This window comes from Flammeovirga sp. OC4 (genome assembly GCF_000812565.1).
Taxonomy (GTDB): domain Bacteria; phylum Bacteroidota; class Bacteroidia; order Cytophagales; family Flammeovirgaceae; genus Flammeovirga.
On the sequence record NZ_JTAM01000039.1, the window covers coordinates 20,433 to 38,732 of the forward strand.

An 18,300-nucleotide genomic window follows, 5' to 3' on the forward strand; every position below is an offset into this window, starting at 1 on the left:
CAAGGGTTTCTTTTATGCTCTAAATATAAAACGATACGCTTAATTTTTTCTTAACCTCAAAGAATCTCATTCCAAAAACCACAATGATTTACAGGTATTTAAGAAACATTTAATATCTTGTATACAACTCGAATTATCTTTACTTTCTTAACCAAAACAATATGACCACAATTGACAAATCTAAACCGGTAATGATTACGGGGGCTACAGGATATGTAGCAGGACGAATAGTTGAAAAGTTACTTAAACAGGGATTAACAGTGCATGCACCTGTAAGAAATCCCGATAATGCAGAAAAACTTAAATACCTTAATGCTTTAGCAGACCAATACGAAGGAACGATAAAGTATTTTAAAGCGGATTTACTCACACCGGGTTCTTATGATGAAGCAATGAAAGGTTGTGAATTGGTTTTTCATACTGCTTCACCTTTTATCACCTCAGTGAAGGACGCTAAAAAGGATTTAGTAGATCCAGCGTTAAAGGGAACAGAAAACGTTTTAAATACTGTCAATAAAACATATTCTGTAAAAAGGGTGGTGTTAACGAGTAGTTGCGTGGCAATTATTGGTGATGCAAAAGATTTATTAAATGTCCCTAATCATATAGTCGATGAGAGTATTTGGAATGCTACATCTTCGGTAAATCATCAACCCTATAATTACTCTAAAACGGTAGCTGAAAAGAAAGCGTGGAAAATAAATAAAGAACAAGACCGATGGGACATGGTGGTCATCAATCCTTCTTTTGTACTTGGGCCTGGCATTAACCCAACAAGCACTTCTGAGAGTTTTAATATCATGAAACAATTGGGAGACGGTTCTATGAAAATGGGTGCACCCGGCTTGCACATTGGTATTGTTGATGTAAGAGATTTAGCACAAGCTCATTATAATGCAGGTTTTACACCAGAGGCAGAGGGACGACATATCATTTCCAATGAAAGCTACACTATCTTAGAAATGGCGGACTTCCTAAGAGCGAAATATGGTAAGGCTTTTCCTTTGCCAAAGAAAGAACTCCCTAAATGGCTGGTTTGGTTGATCGGACCAACTCAGGGAATTCCTAGGAAAATGGTAGCGAAAAACTTTGGTTATAAATGGTTAGTTGATAATACAAAAAGTAAAGAAAAGCTAGGCATAAAGTACCGTGATGCAAATTCAACACTCAATGATTTCTTCGGTCAATTGGTAGATGCAGGTGTATTTTCCAAGTGATGAATCACTTTTTTGATTAACCGGTAACACTACACATTTTTAATTTTATAAAAATAGAAATCCACATTGTTGATTATCAGTGATGTGGATTTTTCGTGTTTGGAAATATTTTCAAAATAACACATTTTGGCTTACTTGTTGCATTTAAAAGAGTGCGAATACTTGTTTTTATTATTCAATGCAAACTGAAATAATAAGAGCAATACTGAATACTCAAATCATATAACACTCTCTCTTCAGTTTTTTCCTATTCCTAAATAATTTTATATTCTTGAATATTACTAGGGAATGCGTATCCAAATAATTTTGTGTAAAATTTAAAGTTGATATCATAGCCAAACACAAAATGTTCTTGTGTTAAAGTGGTGATATCGAACTCTTCTCTTTTCATCTCTGAAAAAGGAGTAGGACTATCATATGTGGTTATAGCTGAAGGAATAAGGAAACTTTTATAAATACCTAATGATGCAATTTGGGCAATAGCTCCGGCGAACCCATACCCCACAATGTGGATTGCATTAAATTGATTCCTCTTGCTATTAATATGTCTGTAAAGGTCCATTTTTACGCTTTGGAAGCATTTTAGGTAGCCAAGATGTATACCATCATGTTGCTTGAAATCAAGCCGGATTCTTGTCATTGAAACCAATGATTGCGTAGGGTTAAACTCTATAAATAGTGTATTCTGAATGATATTGAGTTTACAGTTTATCCCTTTTCCAAAAATTAAATGTTCATTTATATTGTCTTGCATTATCTTATCTCTGTTATGGTCATTCGTGGTATGTGTACTTGAAGGGTATTTGCGAGCTAAATTGTAAAATTGTCTCTTTAGTTTTAAACTTCTGTAGGATAGCATCTTATAATAACAAATTTAATACTCTAATTCATGAATTATCAAGCACTTAGGTGTACTATAACGAATGTATTTGGACCTATTAGTGAATATCTCTGATCACAAATAATTATATACTTGTTGATCTTACAAAGGTATTTTAGAAATGTGTTATTAGAGTGAACACTAAAGCAATGTTGTTTTAATTAATCAGTGAATTTGTTCCAATTTTTGTGTTTTGAATAACATTGGGTTTACTTTGTATTTTTATTGCGTAATAATTAGGGACAAAAAATAATGGATAAGATTAAAGTAGTAGCTTTTGATGCGGATGACACACTGTGGGTCAATGAGCCTTTTTTCAGAGTGTTTGAAGAGGACTATTTTAAATTGATGTCTCCTTATATGGAGAAGAAGGAGTTAAAAGAGAAGCTATTCCATTTGGTAATTAAAAACTTGCCAATGTATGGATATGGAACAAGGGGATTATCGTTATCCATGATTGAAGGAGCTAATTTATTTTCCAATGGAAAGGTAAAGGCTTCGGAAATTGCTCAAATTTTGGAGTTTGGAAAAAGAATGCTCAACAATCCCATCGAATTATTGGATGGCGTAGTGGAGACATTAGAATATTTGCAATCCAAAAACTATAGATTGGTTGTAGCCACAAAAGGAGATCTCTTGGAACAAGAAAGGAAGATTGAAAAATCTGGTTTAGATCAATATTTTCATCATACCGAGATTGTTTCTGAAAAGAAAGAGGCAGGGTATCATAAACTGTTGAAACATTTGGATATTGAACCTGATGAATTTTTGATGGTGGGGAATTCTCTAAAATCTGATATTGTTCCTGTTTTGAATATTGGAGCACATGCTTATCATGTACCCTTCCATAGTACGTGGGAGCATGAAATGGTAGATCATGAAGTGGAAGGAGATAAATTTAAAGAGTTAAAAAGCATCAGAGAAGTGATGAACTACTTATAATTCATTACCTTAAGGGATATGTACTATTTCTTATCCCAAACATTCGTCTTACTCAAATACCCAGCTTTATGAATACTTATATTGTGAAGAAAATACTCTTGTTTCTAGTGGCCTGTTTCGAGACCTTTTTTATGTTATTCTTTATAGGCAGTATGTTGGCGAGTAGTGCCTTTTATTATATAATAAGAATAATCACTTGGCCTTTTAGATTCTTGCAGAACCTTTACTTCAAAGTGGCGGGGAAAAAGAAAAAGTCATTGTATTTTGATGGAAAAGCAGTCCGTTAATACAAAAGAGGGATGAAAGAAATTGATAATGATATTCTTTCATCCCTTTTTTTGAGACTTAATATTCTAAACTAAGTTATTTGATAATTATTAGATCCCTCTATAAATGGTTTATTTTTCGTGAGGACGCTTTACAAAAACGTCTCTACAGCACTGCATCTTAGAAGGTAATTATAAAATCTTTGTCTTTTGATTGTACTTACAATATATACTACTTATTTTTCCTCTTCACCCCTCTAACCGCTTCCTCTGTCCAAGGATCATCCGGCCAAGAGTGTTTCGGGTACCTTCTTTTCAGATCTTTTTTAACCTCGAAATAAGCATTATTCCAAAAGCTATTTAGGTCTGAAGTGATTTGGACAGGTTTAAATCCTGGAGAAAGTAAATGAAGCACCACATTTTGCTTCCCATTGTTAATCATTGGAGTACTTTCCAAACCAAAACATTCCTGAAGTCTCACCGCCAAGATAGGAGGTTGTCCATTATCAAGGTACTTCAGTTTAATGTTGGAACCGCTCGGCACCTCAATTTTAATAGGAGCTAAAGTGTCTAGTTTTTCTTGTAATTCCCAAGGTAAACTATGCTGTAAAATATCTTTCAAGTCCAGCTTCATCAAGTCAGAAGGCTTTTTTACTTTATCCAAATAAGGACTTAACCATTTGGAAGCAGAATATAAAAGCGTTTCTGTAGAAACATCGGGCCATTTATCTTTTGGGTTCCATTTTTTCAATGAAAGAATACGTGACTGCCATTGTTCTACCTCTTTTTCCTTGAAAGGAAGCAATTGTTTCCCTTCCTTTTTTACGGCATCTAAAATGGCTTGTTGTAAATGTGAAGGATCGGGGTTATTGATTGGTGTACTTTTCAGAATAATATTTCCAATGCACAACTGTTTGTTGGCAATCAATCCACCTTCATCCGTATCCCATTTTACCATCTCTTTTTCTCGAACCATTGGAGCGAGGTCGGTAGGGTCAAGAGGAGAAGCCATAAATATTTTTCCCATTCCATCTCTGGCATCAATATGAGCTACGGCTAACCAAGCCTCATCCGCTAGTTCATCTCTATGTCCAATAGCAGCAATTTTTCCATTGGCCAATTGGAATTGGGCATTATTACCGGGTTTTGCACAAGCAATTCTTTCAGGGTAGGCATGAGCTAAAAGCAAACCGGTTTCAAAATCATCAAAGGAATGATTATCCTCTTTGGATTTGAAAACTTTACGGTACACCTCAGCGATTTTATTGATCTGACGGAAACGAGGATTTTTTCCACCCTCTCTAGAACGTCTTAATGCTGTAATTCGAGTATTTATATCTGTACCACTATTTTTAGGCAATGGATCTCTTTCTTCAATAATAGCGGCAAGATCGGTGGCAAGCGGCAAAAGATCATTTTCCTCCGCAAATAAGAGCATATGTGCGATACGTGGATGACAAGGTAAGCGATGAATTGCTTTTCCGTGAGGAGTAATTTTTTCATCTTCCAACGCTTCCAATTGCGTCAATGTATCTTTGGCTTGTGCCACATGTCCGGCTGGAGGAGGTGTCACCCAAGCCAATTCATTAGGGTGAATAACACCCCATTGTGCCAAATCTAAAACTAAGGAAGTTAGATCAGCCTGTTCAATTTCAGGTTCCCTCGTTTCCTCTAATCGGGTATGAGTCGTTTTGCTCCACATTCTATAACAGATACCTGGCCCTAAACGCCCGGCTCTACCCGCTCTTTGATCTGCAGCATCTTCAGAAACCATTACAGTTTCCAACCTCGACAATCCAGAATTAGGGTCAAATTGCTGAATACGCGTAAACCCACTATCGATCACAATTTTTACCCCTTCAATGGTCAAACTGGTTTCGGCTATAGAAGTCGCCAATACAACTTTCCTTTTTCCTTCTGGATGAGGTAAAATAGCCGCTCTTTGTTTGTTGATGGGTAATTGTCCAAAAAGAGGGTAAATAGCAATTCCTTTGGTGTGTTGATGCAGTAAATCGGCACATTTCATGATTTCTCCTTGTCCTGGTAAGAAACATAAAATATCACCATCATGCTCTTTTAAGGCATTTTGGATCGTTTTTGTCATCAATTCTGGTAACAAATAGCGATCTGTATCTCCCACATAAAACTTCTCTACAGGGAACATTCTACCCTGACTTTCTACAATAGGGCAATTATCCAATAAAGCCGAAAGTTGTGGCATATCCAACGTAGCAGACATAACCATTACTTTCAAGTCATCTCTTAAAACTTGCTGACATTCTCTACATAATGCCATGGCAAGATCTGCATGTAGACTACGTTCGTGAAATTCATCAAAAATAACGATCCCTACATCTTCCAATGCGTTATCATCCTGAAGCATACGGGTCAAGATTCCTTCGGTTAGAATCTCAATTCGTGTACGTTCAGAGACTTTCACATCAAAACGAACACGATAACCTACAGTTTCTCCCACTTTTTCTCCCAACATATCCGCCATACGTTGAGCAATGGATTTCGCTGCTAATCTTCGGGGTTCAAGCAGAAATATTTTTCTTCCCTCAAGCCATTCTTCATCCAATAAGGTGAGCGGTACTAACGTACTTTTTCCTGCACCCGGAGGAGCCTTTAAGATGATGGTGGATTCTTGTTCTAAATGCTTTTTTACCTCAGGAACAACTTCTGCTACGGGTAAATTAAATTGATGAAAATCTAAACTCACTATGCCTTTTCTTTCTGTTTTTCAAATTGAGCTGCAAGATAAGGGAATTTAAAGTTTTGAAGGTGAAATAAATGGATGTTTTTTGGATCAAAATTAAAGATGAAGTGTAGTTACTGTAGGGACATTTTATTATAACGACCTCGCACACTACAATAAATTTGCATTTCTACATCTTCGAATTTTTCTAACATTTAGAAATCGGAAGAGTTCTGCTGATCTGTAAGGCACGAATGTCGCTATTGCTTAACATTCGTGACAGTGTTCTTTCTACCTAATTGGTATGGTAGGTCTCTATAAAGTCAAGTAGAAATACAGATTAAAAGTTGACGAAAACTTAGTTTCCATGCTAAAAGAATTAACCATAAATAGCAAATCACAAAAATTTCCTGCCAAAAAATTAGCATCATTAAAATCTTATAACTAATATTGTCCTATAGAAATACTAGAGTAATAAAAAATATAGAAATAATGATATACAAAAACATTCTTGAAACAATTGGTAAAACACCTGTTATTCAAATTAATAAGCTCTTTGGAGATCGTAACGTTTACATTAAATCTGAAAAATTCAACCCTGGCGGAAGTATCAAAGACCGTATTGGTTTAGCCATGATTGAGAAAGCTGAACAAGATGGGGTGATCAATAAAGATACTCATTTAATAGAACCAACTTCAGGAAATACAGGTATTGGATTAGCAATGGCAGCTGCTGTAAAAGGGTATAAGTTAACCCTAGTAATGCCGGAATCGATGAGTATCGAGAGAAGAAAACTTTTAGCCTCTTATGGTGCCAATCTGGTATTGACAGCCAAGGAAAAAGGCATGAAAGGAGCAATCGAAAAAGCTGCTGAAGAAGCTGCTGAAGAAGAAAATTCATGGATTCCATCTCAGTTCGATAATCAAGCTAACGTAGATATTCATAGAAAAACGACAGCATTAGAGTTGATTGAAGATTTTCCAAACGGCATTGATTATATCATTACAGGTGTTGGTACAGGTGGTCACATCACTGGTGTGGCACAAATCTTAAAAGAAAAATGGCCTAACTTAAAAGTTTATGCCGTTGAGCCAACTACAAGTGCTGTTATTTCTGGTGAAGGTCCTGGTCCGCACCCTATTCAAGGTATTGGTCCTGGATTTATTCCTAAAAACTTAGATACTGAAGCCATTGATGGAGCGATCAAAGTAGAGGCTGAAGACGCTAAAAAGTTTGCTAGAGAATTTGCTTTACAAGAAGGGTTCTTAGCAGGTATTTCAACAGGTGCTTCATTGGCTGCTGTAAGCCAAAAATTACCTGAAATAAAAGAGGATGCTACAATCCTTACATTCAACTACGATACAGGCGAAAGATACTTATCGATTGAAGGTTTGTTTGGCGAATAAATCCATTACAAAGATATTTTAATGAAGAGATTATAATATCACTTTTTATCATCAGAGTTTTCCTTAAATTAAGGCATCAATTTCGAATGAAGTTGATGCCTTTTTTATCATCCTCAGTAAATCAAAACCATGAAAGCAATAACATTTCACTCCGCTGCTGATTCTTTTCAAATAGAAGAAATTCAAGTTCCAATTCCTGCAAAAGATGAGGTGCGAATAAAAGTACAAGCTTGCGGCATTAACCCTGTTGATGCAAAAGTCATTCAATGGAAAGGAATGGTAGGGGAAAGAATGAACGATGAATGGGTAGTGGGGTTAGATGTAGTAGGTGTGATTGATGAAATTGGCGAAGAAGTAGATGGTTGGAATGTAGGAGATGAGGTGTTTTACCATGGCAATATGACCCGACCTCATGGAGGTTTGGCTGAATATGCAATTCATAAAGTCAATACATTGTTAGATAAGCCCAAGGAGTTACCTTTATTAGATGCAGCAGCTAGCCCATGTGCAGGTTGGACGGCATGGAGAGCCGTTGTAGAAAAATTGAAGGTTAATGAAGATGATTCCTTATTAATTATTGGTGGATCTGGAGGAGTAGGGTCTTATGCTGTACAAATTGCTAAAAATGTGTGTGGCTGTAAAGAAATAATAGCGGTTGCATCATCGAGAAATGAGGACTATGTCAAGCAATTAGGGGCCGATCATGTGGTTTGTTATGATAAAGTTGATGTTTTAGAAGAAGTACATCGACTTACAAATGGTGAAGGGGTGACTAAATCTTTTGATACCATAGGTGATGATAATGATATTTTAGCAGCCAATGCCTTAGGTTTTAATGGTCAAATGTTGGAGTTGGTAAGAACAGTAAGACCTGAAAAATATGAAAATGTTTTTATGAAAAATTTGACATTTCATCAATTGGCACTTGGTGCAGGTCACGAACATGGAAACATTGGACAAAAAGCAATTGTAGATGCCGGAATAGGTTTGACAGTAGCTTTAGTAAATGGTAAAGTGAAATCTCCAAAATTAGTGACTGTTGATTTTGAAGGAGCCATAGCAACATTGAATAATATCTTAAACAAAAAGGTAGTAGGTAAGGTAGTGTTGACTTTGTAATTTTCTTTCAGAAGTTTTTTACTAATTGTGTTGATTATTTTTAAAGTTTCGAGATATACTTCATCATTAGTCTACGCCATTAGTAAGGGCTAATGATGGTAACACAAATTGTACTTTTGAGCGTCTGAAATATTAATAAGAGAGAAATGAAACTTAGCTTTTGACTTCAAAGCCTTGACTTTTATTGTAGCGAACAAACTTTATTTAAATCATTAGTGACTTACTACTTCCTTCAATATTCCTCAATCGGTTTAGTAATAATAGGGGCACAAAATAATTTTCACACTTAAAAAATGGTTTATAGCAGCCTTTTTGATGTTACCAAATAGGTGAAATAATTGACATAAAAGCACATTTATACGCTTCAATACAAATTTACCCCTTATTTAAAGCATCAATTTTTTCTACCCTAAGTGTGTCTACAACCTAATTTTGAAAATGTAGAAAGACAAGGACAAGAGCGTAAGGCTATGCTATAACATCTCTTTTGTCTTTGCGATTGAAATAGTAAAAAAGAATTTTTATAAGTATGAAATTAGTCAAAAAATTATCGCTTCCGATTCTTCTTTGTGCTATGTTTTCTTGTCAAAAGCCGCCAGCACAGCAAGAATTGACAACAGAACAAACGTATCAAGAAGATTGGAAATCTATTGCGAAAGCAAACAAAGAACCAGATTGGTATCAAGATGCTAAGTTTGGTATTTATACACACTGGGGACCAGTATCAGGTGCTTTCGTTAATATGAAAGAAAAGCAATATTTACCAGGATGGCACGGTATGTTGATGTACGGTAAAAATGGTATTCCAAACTGGAAAACAGGAAAGTTACCAACAAAGCCAGACGGTACCCCTAACACTAATCCAACAAAAAATTACTTACATCACGTAGAGCAATTTGGTGACCCTGCTGAATTCGGTTACACTTACTTAATTGAAAACTTCAAACCGACAGGTTTTGATGCTGAAAAGTGGGCTGATTTGTTTGAAAAATCAGGGGCTAAATTTGCAGGTCCAGTGGCAATGCACCACGATAACTTTGCCATGTGGGATAGTAAAGCGACACGTTGGAACTCTGTAAACTATGGAGGTAAAGACATCTCTCAAGAGTTCAAAACAGCTGTAGAAAAACGTGGTATGAAGTTCCTTTCTTCTTTCCACCACGCATTTACTTGGATGTATTTTGCACCTGCTCACCAATATGAAGGTGCAGTAAGTCCAGAAGATTATGACTTGTATACTACACCGCACGGTTATGATGATAAAATGCCTACAAAAGAATTCCATGATCAATGGTGGGCAGTCTTGAAAGAATACATCGACGATTATCAACCAGATATTATTTGGTTTGACTGGTGGTTAGAAAATATGGATGAAAACTACAGAAAGAAGTTTTTAGCATATTACTACAACAAAGGTAAAGAGTGGAATAAGGAAGTAGTGGTAATGTTTAAAGAAACTACATTCCCAGAGGCAACAGCCGTAAGAGATTACGAAAGAGGTAGACCAAACCAACCGAAAAAAGATGCATGGGTAACGGATACTTCTCCAGGTACTTGGTTCTATAGATCAAATGCGAAGTTTGTGAAAACAAATGAGCTGGTAGATATCTTGATTGACATTGTTTCTAAAAATGGTAACATGTTATTGAATGTTCCTCCAAATCCAGATGGTACAATTCCAGTAGAGATGGAAAACTTATTGACTGATATTGGTGGATGGTTAAAAGTAAACGGAGAAGCAATCTACGGAACTCGTCCTTGGACAATCTTCGGTGAAGGTCCTACTAGAATTCCTGCTGGTGGTCACAAAATCGAAAGAAAGAAAATCGTTTATACTGAAAACGATATCCGATTCACGAAAAAGAATGATAGTGAATTCTACGCACTCGTGATGGACACTCCAAAAGGTGATATTGTGGTAGAAACATTGAGCACTAAGTTTGGTGTTTTGAACAACAAAATTGAGAAAATCACACTTTTAGGTAGTGATGAGCCATTAAAATGGGAGAGAAACGAGCATGGATTAGTAATCAAACGTCCTGCTAAATTCCCAACAGATTATGCTCATGCTTTCAAAATCCAATGTGAAGGTTACAGAGAAACTGACATTGGCGGAGATCTAGAACAAAATTTATAATGTAAATTTCAATAGATAGTGGTAGTCACCCTTGTTGCATAACGAGGGTGACTTTTTTGTGCTATTTATAAATTGGGAGGTTTCAAATGATCGTAGACAAGAGGGGTGTCTATCTAACTCACCCTTTTCTAAGTTTGAATTACACCTACATTGAAGCGTTTATCGATGGGGTTTTGATTGGCCATCTCAATGCCTTTTGAGATATACATTCTGGTCTCTTCAGGTTGGATTATTTCATCAATCCACAAACGTGCAGCAGCATAATAAGGTGAAAGTTGACTATCATATTTTGCTTTTATCTCATCGAATAGTGCTTTTTCCTCTGCTTCATCAATTGTTTTGCCTTGTGCTTTGAGAGTTGAAATTTTAATTTGAAGCAATGTAGTTGCTGCGGATTTACCGCTCATTACGGCCAATTGAGAGGTAGGCCATGCTAACATCAAGCGTGGATCATAGGCCTTTCCACACATGGCATAATTACCAGCTCCGTAAGAATTACCAATGACTAGCGTGAATTTGGGAACAACACTGTTGGCCATGGCATTGACCATTTTAGCACCATCCTTGATGATTCCGTTGTGTTCTGATCGGCTTCCAACCATAAAACCCGTTACATCATGTATAAAAAATAGAGGGATTTTCTTTTGATTACAGTTCATCATAAAACGAGCTGCTTTGTCTGCAGAGTCAGAATAGATTACTCCTCCCATTTGCATTTCTCCTTGTTTTGATTTGACGATCGTACGTTGATTGGCTACAATCCCCACGGACCAACCATCAATGCGAGCATAACCACACAAGATACTTTGACCATAACCTTCCTTATATTGTTCAAATTCTGAATTGTCAACAAGTCGCTCAATGATCTCTAACATGTCATAAGGTTTGGTCCTGTCATCAGGGAAGACCTCATAAATACTATTGATATCCTTTTTGGGAGCCGCAGAGGCTGCTCTGTTGAAGCCCGCTTCATTGGGGTTACCCATTTTATCTACCAAACTTTTGATCTTGTTCAGGCAAGCCTCATCGTCTTCACATTTATAATCAGTCACCCCAGATATTTCACAATGTGTGGTAGCTCCACCTAGGGTCTCATTATCTACACTTTCGCCAATAGCCGATTTGACCAAATAAGATCCTGCTAAGAAAACGCTCCCAGTGCCATCGACAATAAGTGATTCATCTGACATAATAGGTAGATAAGCTCCACCTGCTACGCAACTTCCCATGATAGCTGCAATTTGTGGAATTCCCTCTGCTGACATTACAGCATTGTTTCTGAAAATTCTTCCAAAATGCTCTTTATCAGGGAAAATTTCATCTTGCATGGGTAAATAAACACCTGCACTGTCTACGAGGTACACAATGGGTATTTTGTTTTCTATGGCTATTTCTTGTGCTCTAAGATTTTTTTTGCCAGTAATAGGAAACCAAGCACCTGCTTTTACCGTGGCATCATTGGCTACGATCACACAGTTTTTGCCACTTACTTTTCCTACTTTAATGATCACTCCTCCAGAGGGACAACCGCCATGCTCTTTGTATAGGTCTTCTCCCGCAAAAGCACCAATCTCAATGGCTTCTTCTGCATTATCGAGTAAAAAATCCACTCTTTCTCGGGCTGTCATTTTACCCTTGGCTTTGTGTTTAGCAATTTTCTTTTCACCTCCACCTAGAAAAACCCGTTCTCGGTTGCTCAGCAACTTTTGGGTGAGGTGTTGGAGTGAAGTTTGAGATGCTGATTTTTGGTTAGTTGAATAATTCATGATTATTATGTGTTGTGTTTTACTTTTAAATAAGTTAAGAATTTAATATTAAAACTGAATAAGGAAATATGTTTTTTTACAAGAGTGTAAGCACATCGTAATCTAAGTTATCCGTTAATTATTAAAAAAACTCCTTTTATATCGCAAGTGTTAAGCCGAAAGGCGTCACTTGTGATGATACATTGGCGAAGTCTCCCGACTTCGAAATAAAAGAAATGGATTTACAACAACCTCTCGCAAACCACAACACATAACCATTTATTGTACTGCAATTACTGCCTATTTTCAAAAAATCAAAAAGCGGCAAACTGTCTCACAGAAAATGACAAAGTGTTAATTCTTCAGCAAAACTGATTTTTCATTATTCAATGTTAAATATTCATTTAAAAAAAACTATATCTTTACGCCACTAAACCGAAACATCAAACATTAGTTAGTTTTCAGAATGAAATACATCAAGTTTATTTGGGCACTTTCCCTTTTTATTTTCCTTGGATATTCTTTGTTAGCCTATATTTACTTCCCTGATAGTGGAGTAATGGTCATTGGTGCGACGAAGGATGCAAGTGCAACTGTGATGTCAAAAAGCGACTTTTTCTATACTTCTATGGGAGTTTTGCTTTTCATCAACATTGCTTTAGTAGGGTTGGGTGCTAGTGTTCTGCATTTACCCCAACAGCTGATTTTGGTACCCAATAAATCAAAATGGTTAGCAACAAAAGAAACACAACAACAACTTCTAGAAGGTGTAAAAGGTTGGACTAAGGGATTGGCAACATTGATCAATGGTCTTTTACTGGCAACACTAGGAATGATTTATAGAGCACAAGGTCATGATATTGAAGCACCAAAAGTAGAGTATTCTCCAATGGTATTTTCAATTCTTATAGTTGGTTGGTTATTGGCTTATTTCTTTATTATGAAAGTTCCAAAAGCAACCGAAGATTAATATTAGACTCTTTTAATAGAGCAACATAAATAAGGTTTTTATCGACGACTTCACTTTTGAATAGCCGATAAAAACCTTTTTTTGTTTTTACCCGAAAATGAATATTGTCTTGTGCTGTAAATTAATTTCTCGTTACTTATGATGGGATCCTTATATGAATTGAGAGTGGTAATCTATTGTGGTTTGCGAAGACTTTTTAATGCAACGACCTTACGTTAACTACAGTTTTACATACACTTTCAGAACTCCTCTTGTATTCTGGGTTTACGCTTCTCATTAGGTAGTTTTTCAACCGGCATTGAAGGGAAAAGCGTTAAGAATTTCATGGATTGAGCCGTTAAAAATGATTTTGTTGTTTGAGCGAAGCGAGTTTAAAATCATTTAGGTGAGAGGAATGGAATTTAGCTTTTGCGTTCAAAGCCTAGATTTTTTGCTTCGTTTTTCATCAATGGAAAAATGAAGAAGAAAGAAGCTTGAAAGTAGAACAACAAATATTAGGAGTAATATCAATTTTGATAGTTGATGATAATTTAAGTTTGTAATGCATTAAGGTGTTGATTGCTTGTAAGCTATGATTTAATTGATATGAAGGAGAGTAGTATACGTGATCAACGTTGGAATTGATGTCATCTAAAAAATCTCAAACCCAACGTAAACAATATGTTTGCTCTTTTGTTTACTAGTTATGAAAATGCTACTAAATGATGAGGAAATAGACCGTATAATAGAAATGGCATGGGAGGATAGAACTCCTTTTTCCGCCATAGAAATCCAATTTGGATTGTCAGAGTCAGAGGTGGTGAAGCTGATGCGGCTAGAAATGAAAGAAAAGAGCTTTAAAAGGTGGAGGAAAAGAGTCCATACAAAAGCCAGCAGCAAACACATTATGAAAAGGTCTAAGGAGATAAACAGATTTAAATGTAGCAGACAAAGGTTAATAAGCAACAACAAGATCAGTAAGAAAACCTATTAAATTATGACTGAAAAGCAACATATTAACATCGTTTGGCTAAAAAGGGACCTTAGAACCCAAGACCACATGCCACTGTACTACGCCGAGCAAAGCCAACTACCTTACTTAATGCTCTACATCTATGAACCGAATCTTATCAAGCACAACGACACTTCTTCAAGGCACTTAAAGTTTATTTATCATTCTATCGATGATATGAATCAAAGGTTAGCCACCGTGAAACGACAAGTGCATGTAATGTATGGTGACGCAAACTTTATCTTCGAATACCTTATTAAGGCGTTTAAGATTGAGAATGTATTCAGCTATCAAGAGAGCGGTGTACAGATCACTTATGATCGTGATAAATCAATGCAAAAGCTATTTCATAAAAACCATATAGAATGGCATCAGTTTCAAAGAGATGGTATCAAAAGAGGTATTGTCAACCGAGATAATTGGGATAAAGATTGGTTTGTGAGGATGAAGGAACCCGTAGTCGAAAATCTGTATTCCGACAATAAACAAGTGGAGTTGGTCAACTTATTTCCTTTACCAGCTTCCTTTAGAAATCTCATTAAAAATTACAATAAAGATTTTCAGCCTGCAGGAGAAACTTTTGCATGGAAATACTTAAACTCATTCACGGATGAAAGAGGGAAAGATTATAGTAAATTTATCTCTAAACCTCTAGAGAGTAGAAAAAGCTGTGGTAGGATTTCACCCTATCTCGCTTGGGGTAACATTTCGATCAAACAAGCTTATCAGCACATCAAAAACCATCCGAATAGAGCGTACAATAAAAGGGCTTTTAATGGTATTCTGACTCGCCTTAAGTGGCACTGTCACTTTATTCAGAAGTTTGAGGTGCAATGTAGTTATGAGAGTACATGTTTAAACGTTGCATTTGAAAACCTTTCTCATGAAAATGATAAAAAATTTTTAGAAGCATGGAAACAGGGTACTACAGGCTATCCTATGATTGATGCTTGTATGCGCTGTTTACAAACTACAGGTTGGATTAATTTCAGAATGAGAGCGATGTTGGTGAGCTTTTTATGCCATCATTTGGATCAGGATTGGAGAAATGGAGTTTATCATCTCGCTAAACTATTTTTGGATTACGAGCCAGGCATACATTTTACACAATTTCAAATGCAAGCGGGAACGACAGGAATCAACACTGTACGTATTTATAACCCTGTAAAGCAATCCCAAGAACATGATCCTGAAGGTATTTTTATTAAACAATGGGTACCCGAACTCAAAGATGTTCCTCAGCGTTTTATTCATGAACCATGGCAAATGACTTCTTTAGATAAAGCCTTTATTGGTCTAAGTGACTTCCGTTATCCAGCTCCAATTGTTGATTTAAAAACGAGTGGGAAAAAAGCACGAACAAGGATTTATTCTTTTAAGAAATCTCCAGAAGTCCGACAAGAGAAAGAGAAAATTTTAGTGTTGCATACACGCAATATCAAATCAAAAACGGTTTAACCCCATTCAATGGTTGCATTAGTTTTTCCTCATCAATTATTCGAAAATTCTCCTTTATTTAATACTGAGTGTACCACATTTGTATTGATAGAGGAGTATTTATTTTTCTATCAATATAAATTTCATAAACAGAAATTATTATTTCATAGAGCTTCAATGCTTCAGTATGCCTCATTTTTGGAAGAGAAGGGGTATGAAGTGGTGCATTGGAAAGCAGAAAATAAGGAAAAGTCTGATATCAGATTTTTTATCAATCAATATGCATCAAAGATCAATAAGGAAGTGGTGTATATTGACCCTGTAGATGATTGGCTGAGTAGAAGGTTAGAAAAGTCGCTTAAATCAAATAACATAGCATTTCGCACGTTTAGTAGCCCTATGTTCCTGAATACATCAAAGGACAATGAACAATTTTTTAAGGCTACCAATAAGAAATTTTATCATGCTAATTTTTATAAGAAGCAGAGAGTTAAGCTCAATTTACTCATCAGTGGAGAACAGCAACCGGTAGGGGGGAAATGGTCTTTTGATGCAGAGAATCGAAAAAAATATCCCTCTAAAAAGTTACCTCCCTTTGTCCATTTCTGTAAGAAAAATAGTTACATTTCTGAAGCTATTGAATATGTTGAAACTAATTTTTCGGAGAATTATGGCATCATCAATGATCACTTTCTTTATCCGACTAGTTTTGATGCAGCTAGGAAATGGTTAGAAGATTTTTTAGAGGAAAGGTATCTTGAATTTGGTGCTTATGAAGACGCTATTGTCAGTCATCAAAGTGTTTTACACCATAGTTTGTTGTCTCCCTTATTGAATGCCGGGTTGTTGACGCCCGATTATGTGTTGGAGAGAATAAAAGAAGTGACTTTTTCGCATAATATCCCATTAAACTCCGCAGAGGGTTTAATACGTCAGATTATAGGTTGGAGAGAGTTTATCCGAGGGATTTATGAAGTGAAAGGAAGAGAGGAACGAATTTCCAATTATTTTGGTTTCACAAGAGAAATACCTGCATCGTTTTATCAAGGAACAACAGGGATCAAACCGATAGACATCACCATTAAAAAAGTGATGAGTACGGGCTACTGCCATCACATTGAACGGTTAATGGTGCTTGGTAATTTTATGCTATTGTGTGAATTCAACCCTAATAGTGTTTATCAGTGGTTTATGGAGTTGTTTATTGATGCTTATGATTGGGTAATGGTTACCAATGTGTATGGAATGAGTCAGTTTGCCGATGGCGGTCTGATGTCTACAAAGCCTTACATCAGTAGTAGCAATTATTTGATGAAAATGAGCGATTATAAAAAAGGAGACTGGCAACAGGTCTGGGATGGTTTGTTTTGGCGTTTTATGGACCATCAAAGAGAAAAAATTGGTGGTAATCCACGTATAAATATGCTATTAAAAAAATATGATAATATGAATAAAGAGAAAAAAGAACTACTTTTAGAAAGTGCGGAAAACTTCCTAAATAAACTATCAACAAACTAAAAATATGCTCTCTTTATTTGATCAAACCTCGAATCAATCACAAAATTTATTACCCTTTGAAGGGGATGCCTATTACTATGGTAAAGTCTTTTCTTTTGCAGAAGCGACCTCTTTGTATCAAAATTTATATACTACTATAGATTGGCAATCTGACCTAATCAAGATGTTTGGAAAGGAAATTTTAACCAAACGTAAAATGGCTTGGTATGGTTTAGAACCCTATGAGTATACTTATTCTAAGGTGAAGAAAACGGCACTTTTGTTTAATGAAACATTACTTCAGCTTTTAAAAGTAGTGGAAGAAAAAACAGGAGAGACTTATAATTCATGTCTTTTGAATCTTTATCATGATGGAAATGAAGGAATGGGTTACCATAGTGACAATGAAAAAGAAATGAAAGAATATGGTGCCATAGCCTCTTTATCGTTAGGGGCAGAGCGTAAGTTTTCTTTTAAACATAGGGAAACGAAAGAGAAAGTAAATCTTTTGCTGGAACATGGTTCTTTGTTAGTGATGAAAGGGGAGACACAAAAGCATTGGGTACATGCCTTACCAGTGAGCAAGAGAGTGTTGAAGCCAAGGATCAATTTGACCTTCAGAACAGTGGTGTTATAAGTAGGAAAGAGATATTGAAAGTCTTTATTCACACACAGTCTAGATATTGAAGGGGAAATACTATCAGCTAAGCACATTGTAAATTAAGTTTTCGAATATTTATGGTATTTAGAAATCAGGAGATTTCTGATGATCAGTGGAACACAAATGAGATATTGAAAGTTCTTATCCACAAATAATCTAGGTATTGAAGGGAAATACTATCATACTAAGGTTCTCGGAAACTTCCAATTGGTCTTTCTGTCAAATTTATAGGATCTACTTTCAAGCTTCCTTCTTCTTCATTTTTCCATTGATGAAAAACGAAGCAAAAAATCTAGGCTTAGAAGTCAAAAGCTAAATTTCATTCCTCTCGCC

Annotated in this window: 14 protein-coding genes; 11 read left to right on the forward strand and 3 right to left on the reverse strand. The window is 36.0% G+C overall.

Annotated features, from left to right (window positions below):
• Positions 1-161: 161 nt before the first annotated feature.
• Positions 162-1,217, forward strand: coding sequence for an NAD-dependent epimerase/dehydratase family protein (locus PL77_RS18440; RefSeq protein WP_044208634.1), 1,056 nt, complete (start codon positions 162-164; stop codon positions 1,215-1,217).
• A gap of 253 nt (positions 1,218-1,470) precedes the next feature.
• Here PL77_RS18440 and PL77_RS18445 read toward each other — a convergent pair whose 3' ends face one another.
• Positions 1,471-1,971 (reverse strand): hypothetical protein, encoded by a 501-nt coding sequence (locus PL77_RS18445; protein ID WP_156152423.1) that lies wholly within the window; start codon positions 1,969-1,971, stop codon positions 1,471-1,473.
• 378 nt (positions 1,972-2,349) lie between these two features.
• Here PL77_RS18445 and PL77_RS18450 point away from each other — a divergent pair, with 378 nt between their 5' ends.
• Both PL77_RS18450 and PL77_RS31815 read left to right on the forward strand, forming a co-directional pair.
• Positions 2,350-3,039 (forward strand): HAD family hydrolase, encoded by a 690-nt coding sequence (locus PL77_RS18450; RefSeq protein WP_044208639.1) that lies wholly within the window; start codon positions 2,350-2,352, stop codon positions 3,037-3,039.
• A 68-nt stretch (positions 3,040-3,107) separates the two neighbouring features.
• Complete coding sequence (locus tag PL77_RS31815; protein ID WP_156152424.1) at positions 3,108-3,326, forward strand: hypothetical protein; 219 nt, start codon at positions 3,108-3,110, stop codon at positions 3,324-3,326.
• Positions 3,327-3,537: 211 nt separating this feature from the next.
• Here the strand turns inward: PL77_RS31815 and hrpB are convergent, their stop codons facing one another.
• Positions 3,538-6,027, reverse strand: coding sequence for an ATP-dependent helicase HrpB (hrpB, locus tag PL77_RS18455; RefSeq protein WP_044208641.1), 2,490 nt, complete (start codon positions 6,025-6,027; stop codon positions 3,538-3,540).
• Positions 6,028-6,495: 468 nt separating this feature from the next.
• Here hrpB and cysK point away from each other — a divergent pair, with 468 nt between their 5' ends.
• From cysK to PL77_RS18470, 3 genes are all read left to right on the forward strand, one after another.
• On the forward strand, positions 6,496-7,410 hold the full coding sequence (gene cysK, locus PL77_RS18460; protein WP_044208643.1) for a cysteine synthase A: 915 nt from the start codon (positions 6,496-6,498) through the stop codon (positions 7,408-7,410).
• A gap of 129 nt (positions 7,411-7,539) precedes the next feature.
• Positions 7,540-8,529, forward strand: a complete 990-nt coding sequence (locus tag PL77_RS18465) for a zinc-binding dehydrogenase (RefSeq protein ID WP_044208645.1) — start codon at positions 7,540-7,542, stop codon at positions 8,527-8,529.
• Positions 8,530-9,058: 529 nt separating this feature from the next.
• Positions 9,059-10,666 (forward strand): alpha-L-fucosidase, encoded by a 1,608-nt coding sequence (locus tag PL77_RS18470; RefSeq protein ID WP_044208647.1) that lies wholly within the window; start codon positions 9,059-9,061, stop codon positions 10,664-10,666.
• 128 nt (positions 10,667-10,794) lie between these two features.
• On the opposite strand, the gene PL77_RS18475 is transcribed toward PL77_RS18470, so the two are convergent.
• Entirely contained in the window at positions 10,795-12,432 is a 1,638-nt protein-coding gene (locus PL77_RS18475) for an acyl-CoA carboxylase subunit beta (protein WP_082026621.1), read from the reverse strand.
• Positions 12,433-12,877: 445 nt separating this feature from the next.
• On the opposite strand from PL77_RS18475, the gene PL77_RS18480 reads away from it, so the two are divergent.
• The 5 genes from PL77_RS18480 to PL77_RS18500 all read left to right on the forward strand — a co-directional run bounded on the left by PL77_RS18480 (position 12,878) and on the right by PL77_RS18500 (position 17,943).
• A complete protein-coding gene (locus PL77_RS18480; RefSeq protein ID WP_044208651.1) occupies positions 12,878-13,381 on the forward strand; it encodes a hypothetical protein in 504 nt (167 codons plus the stop codon).
• 691 nt (positions 13,382-14,072) lie between these two features.
• Positions 14,073-14,354 (forward strand): TIGR03643 family protein, encoded by a 282-nt coding sequence (locus PL77_RS18485; protein WP_371199244.1) that lies wholly within the window; start codon positions 14,073-14,075, stop codon positions 14,352-14,354.
• A 3-nt stretch (positions 14,355-14,357) separates the two neighbouring features.
• Entirely contained in the window at positions 14,358-15,830 is a 1,473-nt protein-coding gene (locus tag PL77_RS18490) for a cryptochrome/deoxyribodipyrimidine photo-lyase family protein (protein ID WP_044208657.1), read from the forward strand.
• Positions 15,831-15,839: 9 nt separating this feature from the next.
• Positions 15,840-17,327, forward strand: coding sequence for a cryptochrome/photolyase family protein (locus PL77_RS18495; protein WP_044208660.1), 1,488 nt, complete (start codon positions 15,840-15,842; stop codon positions 17,325-17,327).
• A gap of 4 nt (positions 17,328-17,331) precedes the next feature.
• Positions 17,332-17,943, forward strand: coding sequence for an alpha-ketoglutarate-dependent dioxygenase AlkB (locus PL77_RS18500; RefSeq protein WP_044208663.1), 612 nt, complete (start codon positions 17,332-17,334; stop codon positions 17,941-17,943).
• Positions 17,944-18,300 lie beyond the last annotated feature (357 nt).

Excerpts from the sequence above, each read along its gene's own strand:
- PL77_RS18490 (WP_044208657.1), top strand. The coding sequence starts at position 14,358 with ATGACTGAAAAGCAACATATTAACATCGTTTGGCTAAAAAGGGACCTT.
- PL77_RS18475 (WP_082026621.1), bottom strand. The coding sequence starts at position 12,432 with ATGAATTATTCAACTAACCAAAAATCAGCATCTCAAACTTCACTCCAA.
- PL77_RS18450 (WP_044208639.1), top strand. The coding sequence starts at position 2,350 with ATGGATAAGATTAAAGTAGTAGCTTTTGATGCGGATGACACACTGTGG.
- PL77_RS31815 (WP_156152424.1), top strand. The coding sequence starts at position 3,108 with ATGAATACTTATATTGTGAAGAAAATACTCTTGTTTCTAGTGGCCTGT.
- PL77_RS18470 (WP_044208647.1), top strand. The coding sequence starts at position 9,059 with ATGAAATTAGTCAAAAAATTATCGCTTCCGATTCTTCTTTGTGCTATG.
- PL77_RS18440 (WP_044208634.1), top strand. The coding sequence starts at position 162 with ATGACCACAATTGACAAATCTAAACCGGTAATGATTACGGGGGCTACA.
- PL77_RS18495 (WP_044208660.1), top strand. The coding sequence starts at position 15,840 with ATGGTTGCATTAGTTTTTCCTCATCAATTATTCGAAAATTCTCCTTTA.
- PL77_RS18445 (WP_156152423.1), bottom strand. The coding sequence starts at position 1,971 with ATGCAAGACAATATAAATGAACATTTAATTTTTGGAAAAGGGATAAAC.
- PL77_RS18500 (WP_044208663.1), top strand. The coding sequence starts at position 17,332 with ATGCTCTCTTTATTTGATCAAACCTCGAATCAATCACAAAATTTATTA.
- PL77_RS18465 (WP_044208645.1), top strand. The coding sequence starts at position 7,540 with ATGAAAGCAATAACATTTCACTCCGCTGCTGATTCTTTTCAAATAGAA.
- cysK (WP_044208643.1), top strand. The coding sequence starts at position 6,496 with ATGATATACAAAAACATTCTTGAAACAATTGGTAAAACACCTGTTATT.
- PL77_RS18480 (WP_044208651.1), top strand. The coding sequence starts at position 12,878 with ATGAAATACATCAAGTTTATTTGGGCACTTTCCCTTTTTATTTTCCTT.
- PL77_RS18485 (WP_371199244.1), top strand. The coding sequence starts at position 14,073 with ATGCTACTAAATGATGAGGAAATAGACCGTATAATAGAAATGGCATGG.